This window comes from Tenacibaculum sp. UWU-22 (genome assembly GCF_041021355.1).
GTDB lineage: Bacteria > Bacteroidota > Bacteroidia > Flavobacteriales > Flavobacteriaceae > Polaribacter.
This window is the reverse complement of the sequence record NZ_JBFNGP010000005.1, coordinates 55,168-76,497: the sequence shown is the minus strand read 5'-3', so window position 1 is coordinate 76,497 and position 21,330 is coordinate 55,168. Positions and strand designations below refer to the sequence as shown.

Genomic DNA, 21,330 nt, shown 5'->3' with positions numbered 1-21,330 from the left:
TTTATATTCTATCTAATAATGCCTCATCTACTATATTAGGCAATGTTATTTGTAATTTTTTTTCGGTTTTCATAGCGCGCTTAATTGTAAAAACAGCCTCTTTATTTCGCGCCCAACTACGTCTTGCAATTCCGTTATTTACATCCCAAAAAAGCATTGATTTTAAACGCTTTAAAGCATCTTTAGTTCCATCAAGAAACATGCCAAATCCACCATTAATAACCTCTCCCCATCCTACACCTCCTCCATTATGAATAGAAACCCAAGTAGCTCCTCTAAAGCTATCGCCAATTACGTTTTGTATTGCCATATCGGCGGTAAAGCGAGAACCATCGTAAATATTAGACGTTTCACGATATGGAGAATCGGTTCCTGAAACATCATGATGATCGCGCCCCAAAACTACAGGACCTATTTTGCCCTTTTTTATAGCCTTGTTAAAAGCTTTAGCTATTTTTATACGTCCTTCTGCATCAGCGTATAAAATACGTGCTTGAGAACCTACAACCAATTTATTTTCTTGCGCCCCCTTAATCCATTGTATATTATCTGCCATTTGCTGTTGAATTTCATCAGGAGACTTTTTCATAATTTTCTCTAATACTTTACAAGCAATTGCATCTGTTTTAGCTAAATCTTTTGGGTTTGATGAAACACACACCCAGCGAAAAGGTCCAAAACCATAATCAAAACACATCGGCCCCATAATATCTTGCACATAACTAGGGTATTTAAACTCGCGTTCTAAAGTAGTATTGGGGTTCATTACATCAGCCCCTGCCCTACTTGCTTCTAACAAAAAGGCATTACCGTAATCGAAAAAATAAGTTCCCTTTTTAGTGTGTTTATTAATAGATTTTGCATGACGTCGCAAAGTTTCTTGTACTTTTTCTTTAAATAATTCTGGATTATTTGCCATCATGTCGTTAGCTTCTTCAAACGACATACCAACGGGATAGTACCCCCCTGCCCAGGGATTATGCAACGAGGTTTGGTCTGAGCCTAAATCAATAAAAATATTTTCTTTATCAAATTTCTCCCACACATCTACCACATTTCCTAAATAAGCTAATGATACAACTTCTTGATTTTCTTTCGCTTTTCTAACACGATTTACTAATTCATCTAAATCGGTAATTTTTTCATCAATCCATCCTTGATCTAAACGAAGTTGTGTTATTTTTGGGTTTACCTCTGCACAAACTGTAATACAACCTGCAATGTTTCCTGCTTTAGGTTGCGCACCACTCATACCGCCTAATCCAGCAGTTACAAATAAACTTCCTTTTGGCGACTTTTGTATTTTTCTAAATGCGTTTAACACTGTAATGGTTGTTCCATGAACAATACCTTGTGGACCAATATACATATAACTCCCTGCAGTCATTTGCCCATACTGAGTAACGCCTAAAGCATTAAATTTTTCCCAATCATCTGGCTTTGAATAATTCGGAATCATCATTCCGTTAGTAACAACAACTCTTGGAGCATCTTTATGCGAGGGAAATAACCCCATCGGATGCCCTGAATACATTACCAAAGTTTGTTTATTCGTCATTTTTGACAAATACTGCATGGTTAGTAAATATTGTGCCCAATTTTGAAAAACAGCACCATTGCCACCATAAGTTATTAACTCATGAGGATGTTGTGCTACGGCATAATCTAAATTGTTTTGAATCATTACCATAATAGATTTTGCTTGCTCTGATTTTCCTGGATATTCATTAATAGAACGAGCGTACATTTTATAGTCTGGACGAAATCGGTACATATAAATACGTCCGTATTTTTCTAATTCATCAGCAAATTCAGGAAGTAATGTTGCGTGGTGTTTTTTATCAAAATAACGTAGTGCGTTACGTAAGGCTAACTTTTTTTCTTGATGGGTTAAAATTTCTTTACGTTTAGGGGCGTGATTTATAGAAACATCGTACTCTTTATTTGGAGGTAATATCGCTGGAATCCCTTGTATTATTTGTTCTTTAAAAGTCATTTTATATACGGTTAAGATTTTAATCAATTTTAAAAACTTGTACTACTTTCAAGTAGTATTTGCATAAAAAAATGAAAAACTATGGGTAACGAATATCTGCTCTATGATACTGAGCCTCAATTTTCTTTTTGTATTTTAACGTTAAAAAACTCATTTTATTTGACATTTACACAAAGATATTTATTTTGGTAAAATAATTGCATAGCTAATTATATGATAATTATTGTTTTTAAATATATTGTTCCTAATGGATTTACAGGAATAACCCTGTATCCTTTTATTTTTTTAAAACAAAAAAAATTAACTAAAAACAAAACGTTATTAAATCATGAAAAAATTCATTTAAAACAACAACTCGAATTACTTATTATTTTCTTCTATCTTTTTTATGTACTAGAATGGTTATTTAAATTTATTAGATACAAAAATAGCTACATAGCTTATAAAAATATAAGTTTTGAAAAAGAAGCATATATAAACGAAGCTAATCTTTACTATCTTAAAAAAAGAAAACTTTGGGCATTTACCAGTTATTTATAGGTATTTTTAACTCTTTATATTTACCTGCTCTTTGTTAAGATTTATTAAATTGCAATCCTAAAAAAACAGATTACTCATCAATGGAACAAATAGCTCCCTATAAACCCAAACATAAAATACGAATTGTAACTGCAGCTTCTTTATTTGACGGACACGATGCCGCCATTAACATTATGCGTCGAATTATTCAATCTACTGGGGTTGAAGTTATTCATTTAGGGCACGACAGAAGTGTTGAAGAGGTTGTAAACTGTGCTATACAAGAAGATGCCAATGCTATTGCTATGACTTCTTATCAAGGTGGACACAATGAATATTTTACCTACATGTACGATTTATTAAAAGAAAAAGGAGCTGAACATATTAAAATATTTGGTGGTGGTGGTGGTGTAATTCTTCCTGAAGAAATTAAACAACTTATGCATTACGGTATCACCCGTATTTATTCGCCCGATGATGGTCGTGAACTAGGCTTACAGGGTATGATTAACGATTTAGTAAAAACCTCAGACAGCCTTTCAAAAGAAGGCAGAATTTGTAATGAAGATGGTACTTGGTTGTTGAATTTAGGACAAAAAAAAGTTTTAGAAAACTTAAAAAACAAAAATGTTAACACTATAGCAAGGTTAATTTCTTTAGCTGAAAACAACCATAGTGATTTTGAAAAAATATTTAATGAAAAGTGGAATTCTTCGTTCTCTAAAAAGCCAAATGAAGTCTCTACTCCAGTTTTAGGAATTACAGGCACAGGTGGAGCAGGAAAATCGAGTTTAGTAGACGAATTGGTACGCCGTTTTTTAATTGATTTTCCTAAAAAAACAATCGGGTTATTATCTGTTGACCCATCTAAAAGAAAAACGGGCGGAGCCTTGTTAGGCGACCGAATTCGTATGAATGCCATTAACAACGATCGTGTATATATGCGCTCGTTAGCAACTCGTCAATCAAATTTAGCTTTATCAAAACATGTAAATGAAGCTATCGAAGTTTTAAAGGCGGCTGAATTTGATTTAATTATTTTAGAAACCTCAGGTATCGGACAATCTGATACAGAAATTACAGAACACTCAGACATGTCGTTATATGTAATGACGCCTGAATTTGGTGCTGCTACACAATTAGAAAAAATTGACATGTTAGATTTTGCTGATTTGGTAGCTATTAATAAGTTTGATAAACGCGGAGCTTTAGATGCACTACGCGACGTAAAAAAACAATACCTGCGAAACCATAATTTATGGGATACACCAATAGATGACGTACCTGTTTTTGGCACTATTGCCTCTCAATTTAACGACCCTGGAATGAACTCATTATACAAAGCTATTATGGGTAAATTGGTTGAAAAAACAGGCGCTCATTTACAATCTAATTTTGAGGTTACTAAAGAAATGTCTGAAAAAATATTTGTAATTCCTCCTAACAGAACCCGCTATTTATCAGAAATTTCAGAAAACAACCGAACCTACGATAAAAAGGTAAACGAACAGGTAAAAGTCGCTCAAAAATTATATGGTGTTTATCAAACCATTTTATCTATAATTAGTAAAGAAACAACACAATCGTTTCTTACCAAAAACGGAATTGACCAAGATAAAATTTTACAACAAGTTGAAAATAACGAACAACCTTTCGTAAAATTATTATTTGCTCAGTTTGATAAAATAAAACTAAACCTAGACCCTTATAATTGGGAAATTATTTTAACCTGGCAAGAAAAAGTAAAAAAATACAAAAACCCTACTTATTCATTTAAAGTACGGGATAAAGAAATTAAAATAGAAACGTATACCGAATCGCTTTCGCACACAAAAATTCCAAAAGTAGCATTACCAAAATACCAAGCTTGGGGTGATTTATTACGTTGGAATTTACAAGAAAATGTTCCTGGAGAGTTTCCATATACCTCTGGTTTATACCCATTTAAACGCACTGGAGAAGACCCTACTCGTATGTTTGCTGGCGAAGGAGGTCCAGAACGTACCAACCGCCGTTTTCATTATGTAAGTTTAGGCATGCCTGCAAAGCGTCTTTCAACCGCTTTTGATTCGGTTACCCTATACGGACACGACCCTGGATATAGACCCGACATTTATGGTAAAATTGGAAATGCTGGGGTTTCTATTTGTTGTTTAGACGATGCTAAAAAATTATACTCTGGTTTTGATTTAAGCCATCCTATGACTTCGGTTTCGATGACCATTAACGGACCTGCGCCAATGTTACTAGGCTTTTTTATGAATGCCGCTATAGATCAAAATTGTGAAAAATATATTAAAGAGCATAAATTAGAAAAAAAGGTTGACCTAAAACTTAAAGAGTTATATGATGACAAAGGGTTAGAACGCCCTAAATATAATGGCAACCTACCCGAAGGTAATAACGGATTAGGATTACTTTTGTTGGGTATTACAGGAGATCAAATTTTACCTGCCAATACCTATGCCGAAATTAAAGCCAACACCTTAAATCAGGTGCGTGGCACGGTTCAGGCAGACATTTTAAAAGAAGATCAAGCTCAAAACACCTGTATTTTTTCTACCGAATTCGCATTGCGGTTAATGGGTGATGTTCAAGAATATTTTATTGACAAAAACATACGAAATTTTTATTCAGTTTCTATATCTGGATACCATATTGCAGAAGCAGGAGCAAACCCAATTACACAATTAGCTTTAACCTTAGCTAACGGATTTACCTATGTAGAATACTATTTATCAAGAGGAATGGATATTAATAAGTTTGGACCAAACTTATCATTCTTTTTCTCTAATGGTATTGACCCTGAATATGCTGTTATTGGTCGTGTAGCTCGTAAAATATGGGCAAAAGCTTTAAAATATAAATACGGGGCAAATTCGAGAGCACAAATGTTAAAATATCATATTCAAACTTCTGGACGTTCACTACACGCTCAAGAAATTGACTTTAACGATATTCGTACAACATTACAAGCTTTATATGCCATTTACGACAACTGTAACTCATTACACACCAATGCATATGACGAAGCTATTACTACACCAACAGAAGAATCTGTACGTAGAGCAATGGCTATTCAGTTAATTATTAATAAAGAGTTAGGGCTGGCTAAAAACGAAAACCCAATTCAAGGTGCTTTTATTATTGAAGAACTAACCGATTTAGTAGAAGAAGCTGTATTAGCTGAATTTGACAGAATTACAGAACGTGGCGGGGTTTTAGGAGCCATGGAAACCATGTACCAACGCTCTAAAATTCAAGAAGAAAGTTTATACTACGAAACCTTAAAACATACAGGTAAATACCCTATTATTGGGGTAAATACTTTTTTAAGCTCTAAAGGATCGCCAACAGTAACCCCACAAGAAGTTATACGTGCAACAGAAGCCGAAAAACAATTTCAAATTAAAACCAAAGAAAACCTAAATAAAGCAAATAAAGAAAACGTGGTTCAAGAACTTGCTGAAATTCAAAAAGCTGCGATACATAATAAAAATATTTTTGAAAAATTAATGGAGGCTACCAAAATTTGTTCGTTAGGGCAAATTACCACTTCTTTATTTGAAGTAGGTGGTCAATATCGAAGAAACATGTAACACCAATATTTATAAATAAAAAATTAAACAATATGGAAATTTTAGGAATTGGCTCAAGAATTAATCACCCTGAATTTGGTTTTGGCGTGGTTACTAATGTAGATAACAAACATTATTGGGTCACTTTTCAAGAAAAAGGGTTAGAAACAATAGAAATAAATAGCGATTTTGATGTTATTGAAGCTGTTAAAGACGAACTAGATGTAGTAAGTTTTTACGATGTAGAAAAAACACTTCGAAGCATTTTAAAACGATATAGTGATGTGTCTGAAGTTGTTTATATTGCCGATAAATGGAAAGGAGGTAAATTAATTTTAGAACCTAGCGATACCAATTTAGCTTCTAAAGAAATACCTATTGATACTTTTTTTCATAAAATTGTTATGGTGCGTGACAGAATTAGAGTAATGGAACAAAAAATAAATGCTAGCACAACATTAGACGATCAAGACAAAATTGATTTACAACAATATATAACCCGTATTTACGGTAGCTTAACAACTTTTAACGTGTTGTTTAAACTAAAAGAACAACATTTTATAGGGGCTAAAACGAAATAAACAAAAAATTCCTAATGTATCAGATACATTAGGAATTTTTTTTAAACCTAAACGTTTAAATAAAACGCTATTTATTTATGATGTTTATGCCCTATTGCATATTGAATTCCAAACATCGTAGCGAAACTATTTTTCATTTGAATTCCGTTTACTTTTTGGTAAACAGGAAGTTTTACTTCTAATGCAAATCGCAAATTTTTTAAACTTCCTTTAGGTAAATAAATATTTGTTCCTAAACCAACATCTACTTGGCTTCTACCTGAGTTTTCTGTATTATACAAAGGCATCATTTTTGGGTTCATTTCTGCATCATTTCCTTTTGTTTTCTCTATATTAAAATAGCTTAAACTAGTAGAAAAACTAAAAAAGTCAGAAACTTTTAAAGCGCCCCAACCAACTACATTTAGCTGATTGCCTAATGTATAATTTCTAGCGTTTTCACCTATTCTAAATATATATTTAGGTTGTAATCCCCAAGAAAAGGTTTCTGATTTACCAAGATATGTAACCCCTAACATTGGATCCCAAGTTCCACTACCCAACTGCATTGGATAGCCTAACAAAGCATTATTTTTCATAGGGGTATTATCGCGGTTATCAATACTTCCTGTAGGTATAGAAACACCTATATTACCTTGCAAAGATTGCTTATTTTTACTATAAATACGTATCGACCCTGATAATGATACATCTCCAAAACCTTTTGATTCAGTTGAAAAATTAGTGTCTTGCCCCATCATTCTCATGGTTAAATCCATATGGTTTGTTAGGTAATTTGCCATAACCATAAGGGTTACTTTATTAGAAACTCCATACATAACACTAAACATATGCATATTCATTTCCATTTTTTGTGGAGCTGTCATATAATTTTGATAAATTTCTTCATTAGAAACTTTAGTGTCGCCATTTAAATTACCTTTCATCCACATCGGCATATTTCGATACGAAAACATTAATCCTCCTTTTTTATGATTATGGTCTCCCATTACACTTATAGGGGCATGTGCATCAGGTCTAGCTGTTTTTATTTGGTGTTGTGCTATTAAGGTGTTAACGCTAAGCAATAGAACACCTGTAATGAGCAAAATTGATTTATTCATTATTTGTATTTTGTTTATTAATTGAAATTATTTTTTTAGAATTTTAAATTATGTTTTCAATTAAATTTTAGGCGGTGGTGTAGGCGGAGAAACGGTTAAGCCTTCTGAAAAAAAGTTATAAAAAAAGAAAAGCTTTTTAAAAAAGTAATTAAGATTGTTAAAGTTAAATTTTAATTCACTTTGTAATATTGTAGGTATTTTTTCCCATTCTACTCGAGGTATTTTTTTATTGTTTTTTTCTGTTTCTTGTACTTTTTTAAGCTCTTTGTTTAAATAACATTTACCATTACAATGTAATTCTGGCTTATCTTTATTAACACATAAAACTTGTGAAATATATTGGTAGTTTAGGCAATAGTCTATAAACGGCAATATGGGTCTTATTTCTAACGAACAAAAAATAAGTAAAAGCCCAATTGCTATTTTTGTTTTCATATACTCAGTAATAAACATTTAAATAAAAATACTTTCTGTTTAAATTTTACTGGAAATTACCCAAGTGCAAAAGTACATATTACTCTTTTTTTATTCGCTAAATAATTATTGAAATAAAGTCAGAAATTCCTGCTACTCCATTTTTTTCTATTTCTTTAATAAATGCTGAACCTATAATAGCGCCATTCATATAATTACAAGCGGTAGCAAATGTTTTTTTATCAGAAATACCAAAACCTACAATTAGTTTACTTTGTAAATTCATGGCTTTAATTCTTGTAAAATATGCTATTTGTTCTTTAGAAATTTCACCTTTTGCCCCTGTAATAGATGCTGATGCAACCACATAAATAAAAGCTTCTGTTAACGCATCTATTTTTCGAATACGCTCTTCAGAAGTATGCGGAGTAATTAAAAACACGTTGGTTATTCCGTAGCTCTTAAACAACTCATGATAGTGATTTTCGTATTCAACCATAGGTAAATCAGGAATAATAACAGTGTCAATTCCACAATCTCTTACCTTTTTGCAAAAGGCATCTTTACCATATTTTATCATTTGGTTTACATAGCCCATTAACACCAAAGGTGTTTTATTTGTGTTTTTTATAGAAGTTAATTGTTCAAAAACCACATCGAGATTCATCCCGTTTTCTAAAGCTAACTGACTACTGTATTGAATAGTAGGTCCATCAGCTAGTGGGTCAGAATAAGGTAAGCCTACTTCAATAAAATCAACTCCGCTATTGCTTAACTCAGTAATTATTTTTGTGGTATCTGTTAGTTTTGGAAAACCTGCCGTAAAAAAAATAGATAGTAAATTATTTTCTTTTTGGTTAAATATATTTTGAATTGAATTCATTTTTAATGGGTTTAATCAATAGCTGTAGGTTAATAACTCAAGTGTTTAGTATAGGTTTCTAAATCTTTATCGCCTCTACCTGATAAGTTTACAACCACTACCTGTTCTTTTTGTAACGATAGTTTTGGCAATACGGCTAAAGCATGTGCGCTTTCTAGAGCAGGAATAATTCCTTCCATTCTCGTTAATTCATATGCTGCCGCTAAGGCTTCTTTATCTGTAGCATTCATAAATTTTGCACGTTTTGTTTCGTGTAAGTATGCGTGTAAAGGCCCTACCCCAGGATAATCTAACCCTGCTGAAATAGAATAAGGTTCTATAATTTGCCCGTATTCATCTTGCATTAAAATGGTTTTACTACCGTGAATTACGCCTACTTCACCCAATTGCGAAGTAGCGGCACTTTCACCAGAATGTACACCTAAACCGGCTGCTTCTACAGCAATTAATTCTACATCTTTATCATTTAAATAATGATAAAAAGCTCCTGCAGCATTACTACCTCCGCCTACACAAGCGATAATAGTATCTGGATTTTCTTTACCTGTTTGTTCTTTGAGTTGTACTTTCATTTCTTCTGAAATTACTGCTTGTAAACGCGCCACCATATCTGGATATGGATGCGGGCCAACCACCGAGCCAATTAAGTAATACGTATCGGGGTGTTGTATCCAATAACGAATTGCTTCATTAGTTGCATCTTTTAAGGTTTTACTTCCGCTAACAGCTGGTATTACTTTAGCTCCTAACATTTTCATACGAGCTACATTAGGGGCTTGTCTTTTAATATCAGTTTCACCCATAAAAACAATACATTCTAAATTCATCAAAGCACACACCGTTGCTGTTGCCACCCCATGTTGACCTGCTCCTGTTTCTGCAATAATTTTAGTTTTATTAAGTTGTTTGGCTATTAAAATTTGCCCTATTGTATTGTTTATTTTATGTGCCCCTGTATGATTTAAATCTTCTCGTTTTAAATAAATGGTTGCTCCGTATTTTGCCGATAATCGTTTGGCTAAATACAACGGACTTGGACGACCTACATAGTTTTTTAATAAATCTTTATAGGCTGTTTGAAACTCTTTAGAATTAATTATCTGTAAGTAATTATCTTCTAATTCTTTTACATTAGGATAAAGCAACTCTGGAATAAATGCACCCCCAAATTGCCCATAATAGCCATTATTATCTGGTTCAAATTTCATATCATTAGCTTTTAGCTGTAAGTTCTTGGCTATATGCCTTAAACTCTTTTAATTTATCTATTAATTTTACACCTGGTTTTGCCTCAAACTTGCTATTTACATCAATAGCATAGCAATATTTAGATGCTGGTTTTTTAAAAAACAGGTCTAATTCGTCTATTTGTTCTAATCCAATTCCACCACTTAAAAAATACGGTTTTGTTGAATTGTATTTTTCTAAAACTTGCCAGTTAAAGGTTATACCATTACCTCCTCGTCGTTCTCCTTTGGTATCAAACAAAAAGTAATCAACTTCATTTTCAAAAGGTTTTAAAGTGTCTAAATTAAATTCATCTTTGATTTCAAACACTTTAATAATTTCAATCGCTTTTTGGTTTTTGTCTTCAAATTGGTGTAATGCTTCTTTTAATTGTTTAATATACGTTACGCTTTCACCCCCATGCAACTGTACTAAATCGAATTGGTACTCTTGAATTAACGAAACTACAATTTCTATATACTCATTAACAAAAACACCTACTTTTTTAGTTTGTTTTGAAAGTTCAGGTATAATTCCTTCAAAATTTCTTGGCGATTTTTCATAAAAAATAAACCCTAAATAATCAGGTTGTAGCTCTGCTACTTTTTGAATATTTTCTACGAATTTCATACCGCACACTTTTAACTTCATCGTTTCTTAGTATTACTAAATAGGTTAAGTTATTTCGTTATTGTTTTTATGCAAAAATAATGCTTTTACTTACCTTATTTGCTCAATAAATTCTTGACAAGCTTCTCCTGGATCTTCGGTTTTCATAAAATTTTCTCCAATTAAAAAACCTTGAAAGCCATATTCTTTTAATCCCATAATAATTCTTGGGTCTGAAATACCGCTTTCAGAAACTTTTACTGCATTTGACGGAATTTGATTTGCCAAGGCAAGTGAATTTTCTAAATCTACTTTAAATGTTTTTAAATTTCGATTATTAATACCTATAATTTTACCGTCTAAATCTGAAATTTTATCTAAATCTTCTTGAGTATGTATTTCATACAACACTTCTAAGCCTAAATCAGTTGCTAACTGTCCATAATTTTTCAATTCTTTTGGTGTTAAACAGGTTGCTATTAACAAAATAGCATCGGCACCAATGGCTTTGGCTTCAACTATTTGAAATCCGTCAACCACAAAATCTTTTCTTAAAATAGGTTTAATTTGGTTAACACTACGCGCCTCCATCAAATCTGCCATAGTACCTCCAAAAAATGAGGTGTCAGTTAAAACTGATTGTGCAGCCACATTAGCCGTTAAATATCCGTTAGTAACTTCGGTAACCGTTGCTTTATCATTAATAATTCCTTTCGATGGTGATTGACGTTTAAATTCGGCAATAATTCCTGTTGAATAAGGATCAATTAATGATTGTTTTAACGAAATTGGTTGTCTTTTAAAACTGGGGCTTTCTACTAATTTTTTAACTGAAACTTCAGCTTTTATCTTAGTTATTTCTTTCTTTTTAAAGGCTATTATTTTATCTAAAATAGTCATTTTAATATTACTTTTAATTGGCTACTAACCTATCTAAACATTGTTTTGCTTTTAAGCCTAATAAAGAGTCTTTTGCTTGCTCAAAAGCAGTTTCAAAACTCTTCTGATTATCAATAGTTTTCAATGCAAAGGCTGCATTAGTTAATACTACATTATTTTGTGCTTTAGTTCCTTTTCCATTAATAATAGACTTAAATATTTTAGCTGCATCGGCAACCGAATTTCCTCCATAAATAGCTTTTTGATCTAATCTATCCATTCCTAAATCTTCTGGAATTATTAAATTTTCTGTATTTTTTGTATAAAACTTAAACCCGCTTGTTAATGAAATTTCATCATACCCATCAAGTGCATGTACAATTCCGTAATTACTGTTTTCATTTTGTAAAATATAATTGTACAATCGAGCAACTTCAATATTAAAGGTACCTAATAATTGATTTTGAGGCGAACTTGGATTTACCAACGGTCCTAATATATTAAAAAAGGTTTTTAACTTTAATGCTTTTCTTGTTGGACCAACTGCTTTCATTGCTGGATGAAATTTTGGCGAATGTAAAAAGCAAATATTCGCTTTTTCTAAATGACGCTTTAAAGTATCTTGGTTATTAGTAAACTCATAACCAAAACTCTCTAACATGTCTGAAGAGCCTGATTGTGAAGACACAGAATAATTACCATGTTTAGCTACTTTTTGCCCCGTACCAGCAACTACAAAAGAGGTTAACGTTGATATGTTAAATGTGTTTTTTCCATCACCGCCAGTACCTACAATATCAATCGTATTAAAATCTGATAAATCTACTTTTATAGCTAGTTCTTTTAAAGCTTCTCTAAAACCTGAAAGTTCATTAACAGTAATAGGACGTATCATAAAAACAGTCATAAAAGAAGCTAATTGCGCATCGTTATATTTTTCTTGTGCAATGTTTATTAATACTTCTTTTGCTTGTTGTTTGGTTAGTCGTTTTTGTTCGAATAAAATATTTAATATTTGTTTCATCTTATCATTTTGATTAGATTGAGTGTAGTAAATTTAAAAATCGTTTAGTTGTAATCGAAATAGCTTCTATTTGTTCTTTACGCCTTCTATAAAATTTCGAATCATTTTTTTGCCTTCAGGGGTAAGAATACTTTCTGGATGAAATTGCACCGCTTCAATAAAATGGTTCTTATGGCGTAACGCCATAATACTTTTATCTTCGTCAACGGCGGTTATTTCTAGCTCTTCTGGAAAGTTATTATGAGAAGCAATCCAAGAGTGGTAACGAGCTGCTTCAAACTTTTGAGGTATATTTTTAAAGGTAACCATATTGTTTTTAGTAACTGTCATTTCTGTAGCAACCCCATGAAAAACTTCGTTTAAGTTTTCTAATTCACCACCAAAAACTTCTGTAATGGCTTGCAGCCCTAAGCACACGCCAAAAATCGGAATTTTACCTGCATAGGTTTTAATAACTTCTTTTAAAATACCTGCTTCATCAGGAATTCCAGGGCCTGGTGATAAAATAATAACATCGTATTTTTGAATCGCCGTTACCGTAATTTCATCATTACGATATACATCGGGTAACTTACCTGTAATATCTTCTACGTAGTGTACCAAATTATAGGTAAACGAGTCGTAATTATCGAGTATTAATATTTTCATATTTGTAGTATTCAATATTAAGATTATAAGTATTTAGAAAAAAATAGGTTTTTCAATAGCTACTTATAGATTTATTTTAATTTTATATTTTTTCTGCCAACACTAATGCTTTTTTTAGCGCTGCTAACTTGTTATTTACTTCTTGTAATTCGTTTTCTTCGTTTGAATGAATTACAATTCCTGCACCTGCTTGATAATACAATACGTTGTTTTTACTCACAAACGAACGAATGGCAATGGCTAAGTTTACCGAACCATCTAACCCAATAATACCTACCGCTCCGCCGTAAAAACCACGAGTTTGATTTTCGTAAGTATCAATCAATTCCATCGCTTTATATTTTGGTGCGCCACTTAAAGTCCCCGCAGGAAAAGTAGCCCCAACAATTTTTATTGGATTTCCTTTAATTTCGCCTTGTACAGTAGAAACTAAATGTATTACATGACTAAAATATTGTATTTCTTTAAACACTTCAACAGTAACATTTTTGGCATACTTACTTAAATCATTACGCGCCAAATCGACCAACATAACGTGTTCTGCAGTTTCTTTTTTGTCTTCAGATAATTTTTTCCCTAATTTAATATCATCTGCCACATTACCTGTTCGTCTAAAGGTTCCTGCAATAGGATTTATAATGGCTTTTTTTGCTGTAATTTTAATTTGTGCTTCAGGTGAAGACCCCATTAATTTGAAGCTTCCATAATCAAAATAAAATAAATAGGGTGACGGATTTATAGACCGTAACGCCCGATATACATTAAACTCATCTCCCTTAAATTTTTGCTGAAACTGACGTGATAACACCAACTGAAAAACATCGCCACGCTTACAATGCTCTTTCGCTTTTTTTACATACGCTCTATAGTCATCATCGGTACAATTAGATGTTTCTTGTTCTAACATCTCAAATTTATGCGGACCAAAGGTTTGTGCCTTAATTATAGTTTCTATATCTAAAATACGCGATTGTGTGTTTTCTTCAATATTTTCTATTAGGGTCATTTCATCATTAAAATGATTAATAGCAATAATAAACCGATAAAAACTATAATACATTTCTGGAATTGCCGAAGGCGCATCTGGATTATTAAGTTTTATCGTTTCAAAATACTGAACACTATCATAGGTTGTGTAACCATACAATCCATTAAAAGATTTTATACTTTTATCACAATCTAGTTGTATTGAATTACTAAATGCATCAAATAATTCGTAAAAATTTTTATCGATGTTTTGCTTACTCGTTTCATGCCCCTTATGATATACCGAAAATAAATTTTTATTAACCTTTACAGAAAGTACTGGTTCAATACATATAAAAGAAAAACTTTCTTCTTTACTGTGATAATCAGAACTTTCTAACAATAGGGTATTATAATATTTATCGCGTAACCGTAAGTACAAGCCTACTGGGGTAACCGTGTCAGAAATTTGAGTTTTACTAATCGTTTTAAAATGTATTTTTTTCACACAAATAAATTTTAATGCTTAACTTTAATAATTTTTATATAAAAAAAGGCTTATCTTATGAGATAAGCCTTTTTTATTATTATGCATAACAGAATGGTCTCACTAACATTAGTTAAGAGTTTTCCACCACCAGTTATATTGTTTTTTAATCATTGAGCTAGCAAATGTAAAAAGAGATTTTTTATTGCGCAAAATTTTAGTTCATTTATTTTTTACTCTTCTTATTATAATTAAGTAATTATTTAAATATAAGTAGTAAAATCAATGTTATTATTGATAAAAAAACACTCCATGCAACTATTTTTTTATTCTGAATTAAATTATCACGTAATGAAATTTCTTCAACATTAACCTTATAATCTTTAAACCTAATTCTAAATGAGTAAAATAAGATTAAATAAAAAAGTAAAAAAGAAATTATAAGGAGCATGTAATTAAAATGATACTTATAATTAGTTATTATTTCAATAAAATTAACAGCTAATAAAAAAGTTATAAAATAAACTACCGATATTTTTCCTGAAATATACCTTAACTTCAAATCGTTTTTACTTCCATTTTTTTCTTTTGAAAAAACAATTAACAATAACGATACAGCTACCAAAAAAGTTAACACCCTATTATCTAATTTAAAAAGACTAAAAAAAGTATTGATTAAGTAAAAGCTTAAGGATAACAGCAACGTAGTAAAACCTATAATTTTAATTTTATACCCATATGAGGGTATCACATTTAAATTAACCTTTTCCATAATATTAATTATTTTAGATTATTATTAGCAGTTGTCGATAAAAAATACAGTAGTAAACAATAAACCATGGGTAACAAAGAATATTCAGTCGCAATTTTTTATCCTTTAGTTATATCTTTACACTACTTACGATATAAATTTACAAATAAACTTTTTATTGCGCGAATTTTTAGTTCATTTATTTTTGTAGCTATTAAAAAATGAATAGTATTGTATGCTATAAACATGAAACAAGTTTCATTTTATACAAAAAAACACAAAAAACATTAAATATGAAATTAAAAATGTAATTAATGTTTATAAAAAACAACTTAATTACGTTTTTTGCATCATAAATAAAACAAAACACAAAAGAATATGTGCGGAATAGTATGTGCGTTCGATTTAAAAGAACCAGCTGAAAAATTAAGACCTCAATTATTAGAGATGTCAAAAAAAATTAGACATCGCGGTCCAGATTGGAGTGGTATTTATAGCGATGATAAGGTAATCATGACGCATGAGCGTTTAGCTATTGTTGACCCAGCTTCTGGCCAGCAACCCTTATTTAGTGAAGATAAAAAATTAATATTAGCCGCTAATGGCGAAATATACAACCATAGAGATTTACGCAAACAATTTGACGGAAAATATAATTTTCAAACCGCTTCAGATTGTGAAGTAATTTTAGCATTATACAAAGAAAAAGGAGTTGATTTTATTGATGAAATGAATGGAATTTTTGGTTTTGCGCTATACGACGTTGATAAAGATGAATACTTTATTGCTCGTGACCATATGGGTATTATTCCGTTATATATAGGTTGGGATCAAAACGGAACCTTTTATGTTGCTTCAGAATTAAAGGCATTAGAAGGTATTTGTTCAAAAATTGAATTATTCCCTCCAGGGCACTACTTATCTAGTAAAGATGGAGAGTTTGTAAAATGGTACACCAGAGATTGGATGGAGTACGAAGCCGTAAAAGAAAACCAAACAAGTATTAATCAAGTAAAAGAAGCTTTAGAAGCTGCAGTACACAGACAATTAATGTCTGACGTACCTTACGGAGTATTACTTTCAGGCGGACTAGACTCTTCGGTTACTTCTGCTATTGCCAAAAAATATTCACAAAAAAGAATTGAATCTGACGATAAATCAGAAGCGTGGTATCCACAATTACACTCGTTTTCTGTAGGATTAGAAGGCTCACCCGATTTGGCTGCTGCACAAAAAGTTGCCGATTATATTGGTACCATTCATCACGAAATAAAATTTACCATTCAAGAAGGGTTAGATGCTATTAAAGATGTTATCTACAATATCGAAACCTATGACATCACAACTATTCGTTCTTCTACCCCTATGTATTTAATGGCGCGTGTAATTAAATCGATGGGTATAAAAATGGTATTATCAGGTGAAGGAGCCGATGAAATTTTTGGAGGGTATTTATACTTTCATAAAGCCCCTAATGCACAAGAATTTCACGAAGAAACAGTACGTAAACTCGACAAACTACATATGTACGATTGCTTACGCGCTAATAAAAGCTTAATGGCTTGGGGAATTGAAGGTCGTGTACCTTTTTTAGATAAAGAATTTATGGATGTGGCAATGCGTATTAACCCTAAAGATAAAATGATTAACGGCGAACGTATGGAAAAATGGGTAGTTAGAAAAGCTTTTGAAAGTTACTTACCTGAAAGTGTGGCTTGGCGACAAAAAGAACAATTTTCTGACGGAGTGGGTTATAGCTGGATTGATACACTAAAAGAAATTGTAAATAAAGAAGTTACCGATGAGCAATTAGCTAATGCTAAATTTAGATTTCCAATTCAAACCCCGCAAAACAAAGAAGAGTTCTACTATCGTTCAATTTTTGAAGAGCATTTTCCTAGTGATGCCGCTGCACTTAGCGTTCCGCAAGAAGCAAGTGTTGCCTGTAGTACAGCAACTGCTTTAGAATGGGATGAGGCGTTTAAAAACATGAACGAACCTTCTGGTCGCGCTATTGCTAATGTACATGACGATGCTTATTAATTAACAAGTTATTTAAAATTCAATTAACAGTAGTCTAATTTTAAGTATAATTTGAGTTTTTTTAAGCCAAAAAAGCTTTAAAATAAATTTAAAACCTCGTTTTTACGAGGTTTTTTGTTTTTTACACCCAACCCATGCTTATTTTTTTAATTGAAATTAAAAATAAAGGCTTTTTTAGTCGATTTAAGACACTTTTGGCTTTTTAACAAATGTTGATAATAAAATACCTAAATCGCTAAAAAACTTTTAAAATCGCTTAAAATTTCGTAAATTTGTGTGAGTTCAAAATCGCTCAAGTAGCGATTTTTTTTATGATAACGATTTTAAATTAATTCACTTTATAATGAGCGAAGAAAAAAAACACAATTACTCTGCCGATAGTATTCAGGCCTTAGAAGGAATGGAACACGTACGTATGCGTCCGTCAATGTATATTGGCGATGTCGGTGTACGTGGGTTACACCATTTAGTATACGAAGTTGTAGACAACTCTATTGACGAAGCTTTAGCAGGACATTGTGATAGAATTGAAGTAACTATAAATGAAGACAACTCGATTACTACAAAAGATAACGGACGTGGTATTCCTGTTGGTATTCACAAAAAAGAAGGCGTTTCTGCTTTAGAAGTAGTAATGACTAAAATTGGTGCAGGAGGTAAATTTGATAAAGATTCGTACAAAGTTTCTGGAGGTTTACACGGTGTGGGGGTAAGTTGTGTTAATGCACTTTCAGACCACTTAAAAGCAACCGTTTACAGAGAAGGAAAAATATGGCAACAAGAATATGAACGCGGTAAAACCTTATACCCTGTAAAAACCGTTGGCGAAACTGACAAAACAGGTACCGAAGTAACTTTTTTACCTGATAAATCTATCTTTCAACAAACTACTGAATACAATTACGATACTTTAGCCTCTCGTATGCGCGAGTTAGCGTACTTAAATAAAGGAATTACCATTGTTTTAAATGATAAAAGACGTACCGATGATGAAGGCAATATCATAAGCGAAACTTTTTATAGTGAAGAAGGGTTACCTGAGTTTGTAAGATATCTTGATAGCACTCGTACACCAATTATTAGTCATGTAATTTCTATGGAGGGTGAAAAGAGTGACATTCCTGTTGAAGTAGCAATGATATATAATGATTCATATGCTGAAAATTTACATTCATATGTAAATAATATTAACACCCATGAGGGAGGTACTCATTTATCTGGATTTCGTCGTGGATTAACCTCTACCTTAAAAAAATATGCAGACGATTCTGGATTATTAAAAAATGTAAAATTTGAAATTTCAGGTGATGATTTTCGCGAAGGGTTAACAGCTATTGTATCGGTAAAAGTTGCTGAACCTCAATTTGAAGGGCAAACCAAAACCAAACTAGGTAACCGAGAAGTAACCTCTGCGGTATCTCAAGCCGTATCAGAAATGCTTACCGATTACTTAGAAGAAAATCCAAACGATGCAAAAACCATTGTTCAAAAAGTAATTTTAGCAGCACAAGCACGTCATGCAGCCCGTAAAGCACGCGAAATGGTGCAACGTAAAACAGTTATGAGCATTGGTGGCTTACCTGGTAAACTATCTGATTGTTCAGAAACAGACCCTGCTGCTTGTGAAATATTTCTTGTCGAAGGAGACTCGGCAGGTGGAACTGCAAAACAAGGACGCGATCGTAATTTTCAAGCTATTCTTCCTTTAAGAGGAAAAATATTAAACGTTGAAAAAGCGATGCAACACAAAGTTTTTGAAAACGAAGAAATTAAAAATATGTTTACAGCCCTTGGGGTAACTATTGGTACAGAAGAAGACCCTAGAGCTTTAAACCTATCAAAACTTCGTTATCATAAAGTGGTTATTATGTGTGATGCCGACGTTGATGGTTCACATATTGCTACACTTATTTTAACCTTTTTCTTTAGATACATGAAAGAAATGGTAGAGCAAGGTTATATTTATATTGCCACACCACCTTTATATTTGGTGAAAAAAGGACAAAAACGCGAATATGCTTGGGATGACAACCAACGTGATTTAATTGCCCAAAACATGGGAGGCGGCGTAACCATACAACGATATAAAGGTTTAGGAGAAATGAATGCTGAACAATTGTGGGACACTACCATGAACCCTGAATTTAGAACCTTACGCCAAGTAAGCATTGATAGCTTAACCGAAGCTGATAGAGTATTTTCTATGTTAATGGGAGACGATGTTCCGCCTCGTAGAGAATTTATAGAGCGTAATGCAAAATATGCTAATATTGATGCATAATAACGCCTTTTTTACAACACTTATAAAACTTGTTTAACCAAACAATTTTAGAACTAGCGCAAAAAAAACCTGTATTTTAAAAAATACAGGTTTTTTTACGTTTTTATTTTTTTTTAAGCAGTTAGTACTTCTTGTACTTTGTCGGCTGCTTCTTGAAATTCTGTAGCTGATATAATTTTCATTCCGCTATTATCTATCAATTCTTTTGCTTCTTTAGCGTTTGTACCTTGTAATCGAGCAATAATAGGCACTGTAATTTTATCACCCATATTTTTATAGGCATCTACAATACCTTGCGCTACACGGTCGCAACGAACAATTCCACCAAAAATATTTACTAAAATAGCTTTAACATTACGATCTTTTAAAATAATTCCGAAAGCAGTTTCAACACGTTGCGCATCTGCAGTACCTCCTACATCTAAAAAATTAGCAGGCTCACCACCCGCTTGCTTAATTAAATCCATCGTAGCCATAGCTAAACCTGCTCCATTTACCATACAACCTACATTACCATCTAAATCAACATAATTTAACCCTGCTGCTTTTGCTTCAACCTCTATCGGGTTTTCTTCACGTATATCTCGTAATTGCGCATAATCTTTATGGCGAAATAAAGCATTATCATCTAAGGTAACTTTAGCATCTACTGCCAAAATTTTATTGTCTGATGTTTTTAAAACAGGATTTATTTCAAACATAGAAGAGTCTGACTTAGTATAAGCCATATATAAAGCCATAACAAACTTAGTCATATCTTTAAAAGCAGCCCCTGACAATCCTAGATTAAATGCTATTTTACGAGCTTGAAAAGGCAATAAACCAACTGTTGGGTCAATTTCTTCAGTAAAAATTAAATGAGGTGTTTTTTCAGCAACCGTTTCAATATCCATACCTCCTTCGGTAGAATACATAATCATATTTTTACCTGTAGCTCTGTTTAATAACACAGACATATAATACTCTTCTGGTTCAGAATCGCCTGGGTAATAAACGTCTTCAGCAATTAATACCTGATTTACTTTTTTTCCTTGCGGTGGGGTTTGAGGGGTTTTTAACATCATTCCGATAATATCATCTGAAATGCTTTCTACTTCTTGTAAGTTTTTTGCTAACTTAACTCCTCCACCTTTTCCACGACCACCAGCATGTATTTGCGCTTTAACAACATACCATTTTGTACCTGTTTCTGCAGTTAATTGTTTTGCTGCATCTACAGCTTCTTTATGGTTTCCTGCTATAATTCCGCGTTGAATACGTACGCCAAAACTACTTAAAATTTCTTTTCCTTGATATTCATGTAAGTTCATTCGATGTGGATTTAAAAAGTGTCACAAAAAT

At 32.4% G+C, this 21,330-nt stretch carries 16 protein-coding genes; 4 read left to right on the top strand and 12 right to left on the bottom strand.

The genetic code is table 11. From position 1 onward, the window contains the following. Nucleotide 1 precedes the first annotated feature (1 nt). Nucleotides 2–1,996: a urocanate hydratase gene (locus AB2B44_RS09110; RefSeq protein WP_369049269.1), complete on the bottom strand. Its 1,995-nt coding sequence runs from the start codon at nt 1,994–1,996 to the stop codon at nt 2–4. A gap of 620 nt (nt 1,997–2,616) precedes the next feature. On the opposite strand from AB2B44_RS09110, the gene AB2B44_RS09105 reads away from it, so the two are divergent. Together AB2B44_RS09105 and AB2B44_RS09100 are read left to right on the top strand one after the other, a co-directional pair. Beyond that, nucleotides 2,617–6,114 carry a methylmalonyl-CoA mutase family protein gene (locus tag AB2B44_RS09105; protein WP_369049268.1) on the top strand — a complete coding sequence of 1,166 codons (3,498 nt, stop codon included), beginning with the start codon at nt 2,617–2,619 and terminating at the stop codon, nt 6,112–6,114. A 32-nt stretch (nt 6,115–6,146) separates the two neighbouring features. Beyond that, nucleotides 6,147–6,674: a hypothetical protein gene (locus tag AB2B44_RS09100; protein ID WP_369049267.1), complete on the top strand. Its 528-nt coding sequence runs from the start codon at nt 6,147–6,149 to the stop codon at nt 6,672–6,674. A 71-nt stretch (nt 6,675–6,745) separates the two neighbouring features. On the opposite strand, the gene AB2B44_RS09095 is transcribed toward AB2B44_RS09100, so the two are convergent. The 10 genes from AB2B44_RS09095 to AB2B44_RS09050 all read right to left on the bottom strand — a co-directional run bounded on the left by AB2B44_RS09095 (nt 6,746) and on the right by AB2B44_RS09050 (nt 15,686). After that, nucleotides 6,746–7,777, bottom strand: coding sequence for a transporter (locus AB2B44_RS09095; protein WP_369049266.1), 1,032 nt, complete (start codon nt 7,775–7,777; stop codon nt 6,746–6,748). 60 nt (nt 7,778–7,837) lie between these two features. Further along, entirely contained in the window at nt 7,838–8,212 is a 375-nt protein-coding gene (locus AB2B44_RS09090) for a hypothetical protein (protein ID WP_369049265.1), read from the bottom strand. A gap of 97 nt (nt 8,213–8,309) precedes the next feature. Further along, nucleotides 8,310–9,074: a tryptophan synthase subunit alpha gene (gene trpA / locus AB2B44_RS09085; RefSeq protein WP_369049264.1), complete on the bottom strand. Its 765-nt coding sequence runs from the start codon at nt 9,072–9,074 to the stop codon at nt 8,310–8,312. A gap of 29 nt (nt 9,075–9,103) precedes the next feature. Next, on the bottom strand, nt 9,104–10,282 hold the full coding sequence (gene trpB / locus AB2B44_RS09080) for a tryptophan synthase subunit beta (RefSeq protein ID WP_369049263.1): 1,179 nt from the start codon (nt 10,280–10,282) through the stop codon (nt 9,104–9,106). A gap of 4 nt (nt 10,283–10,286) precedes the next feature. After that, nucleotides 10,287–10,931: a phosphoribosylanthranilate isomerase gene (locus tag AB2B44_RS09075; protein WP_369049262.1), complete on the bottom strand. Its 645-nt coding sequence runs from the start codon at nt 10,929–10,931 to the stop codon at nt 10,287–10,289. A gap of 90 nt (nt 10,932–11,021) precedes the next feature. Then, complete coding sequence (trpC, locus tag AB2B44_RS09070; protein WP_369049261.1) at nt 11,022–11,810, bottom strand: indole-3-glycerol phosphate synthase TrpC; 789 nt, start codon at nt 11,808–11,810, stop codon at nt 11,022–11,024. A 13-nt stretch (nt 11,811–11,823) separates the two neighbouring features. Next, nucleotides 11,824–12,813 (bottom strand): anthranilate phosphoribosyltransferase, encoded by a 990-nt coding sequence (gene trpD, locus AB2B44_RS09065; RefSeq protein WP_369049260.1) that lies wholly within the window; start codon nt 12,811–12,813, stop codon nt 11,824–11,826. 66 nt (nt 12,814–12,879) lie between these two features. Further along, complete coding sequence (locus tag AB2B44_RS09060; protein WP_369049259.1) at nt 12,880–13,461, bottom strand: aminodeoxychorismate/anthranilate synthase component II; 582 nt, start codon at nt 13,459–13,461, stop codon at nt 12,880–12,882. Nucleotides 13,462–13,543: 82 nt separating this feature from the next. Then, complete coding sequence (locus AB2B44_RS09055) at nt 13,544–14,935, bottom strand: anthranilate synthase component I family protein (protein ID WP_369049258.1); 1,392 nt, start codon at nt 14,933–14,935, stop codon at nt 13,544–13,546. Nucleotides 14,936–15,173: 238 nt separating this feature from the next. After that, on the bottom strand, nt 15,174–15,686 hold the full coding sequence (locus AB2B44_RS09050) for a hypothetical protein (protein WP_369049257.1): 513 nt from the start codon (nt 15,684–15,686) through the stop codon (nt 15,174–15,176). Nucleotides 15,687–16,043: 357 nt separating this feature from the next. Here AB2B44_RS09050 and asnB point away from each other — a divergent pair, with 357 nt between their 5' ends. Together asnB and gyrB are read left to right on the top strand one after the other, a co-directional pair. Next, nucleotides 16,044–17,708 carry an asparagine synthase B gene (asnB, locus tag AB2B44_RS09045; RefSeq protein WP_369049256.1) on the top strand — a complete coding sequence of 555 codons (1,665 nt, stop codon included), beginning with the start codon at nt 16,044–16,046 and terminating at the stop codon, nt 17,706–17,708. 343 nt (nt 17,709–18,051) lie between these two features. Then, nucleotides 18,052–19,989 (top strand): DNA topoisomerase (ATP-hydrolyzing) subunit B, encoded by a 1,938-nt coding sequence (gene gyrB / locus AB2B44_RS09040; RefSeq protein ID WP_369049255.1) that lies wholly within the window; start codon nt 18,052–18,054, stop codon nt 19,987–19,989. Between the two features lie 113 nt (nt 19,990–20,102). Here gyrB and sucC read toward each other — a convergent pair whose 3' ends face one another. After that, entirely contained in the window at nt 20,103–21,299 is a 1,197-nt protein-coding gene (gene sucC, locus AB2B44_RS09035) for an ADP-forming succinate--CoA ligase subunit beta (protein ID WP_369049254.1), read from the bottom strand. Nucleotides 21,300–21,330: the final 31 nt, after the last annotated feature.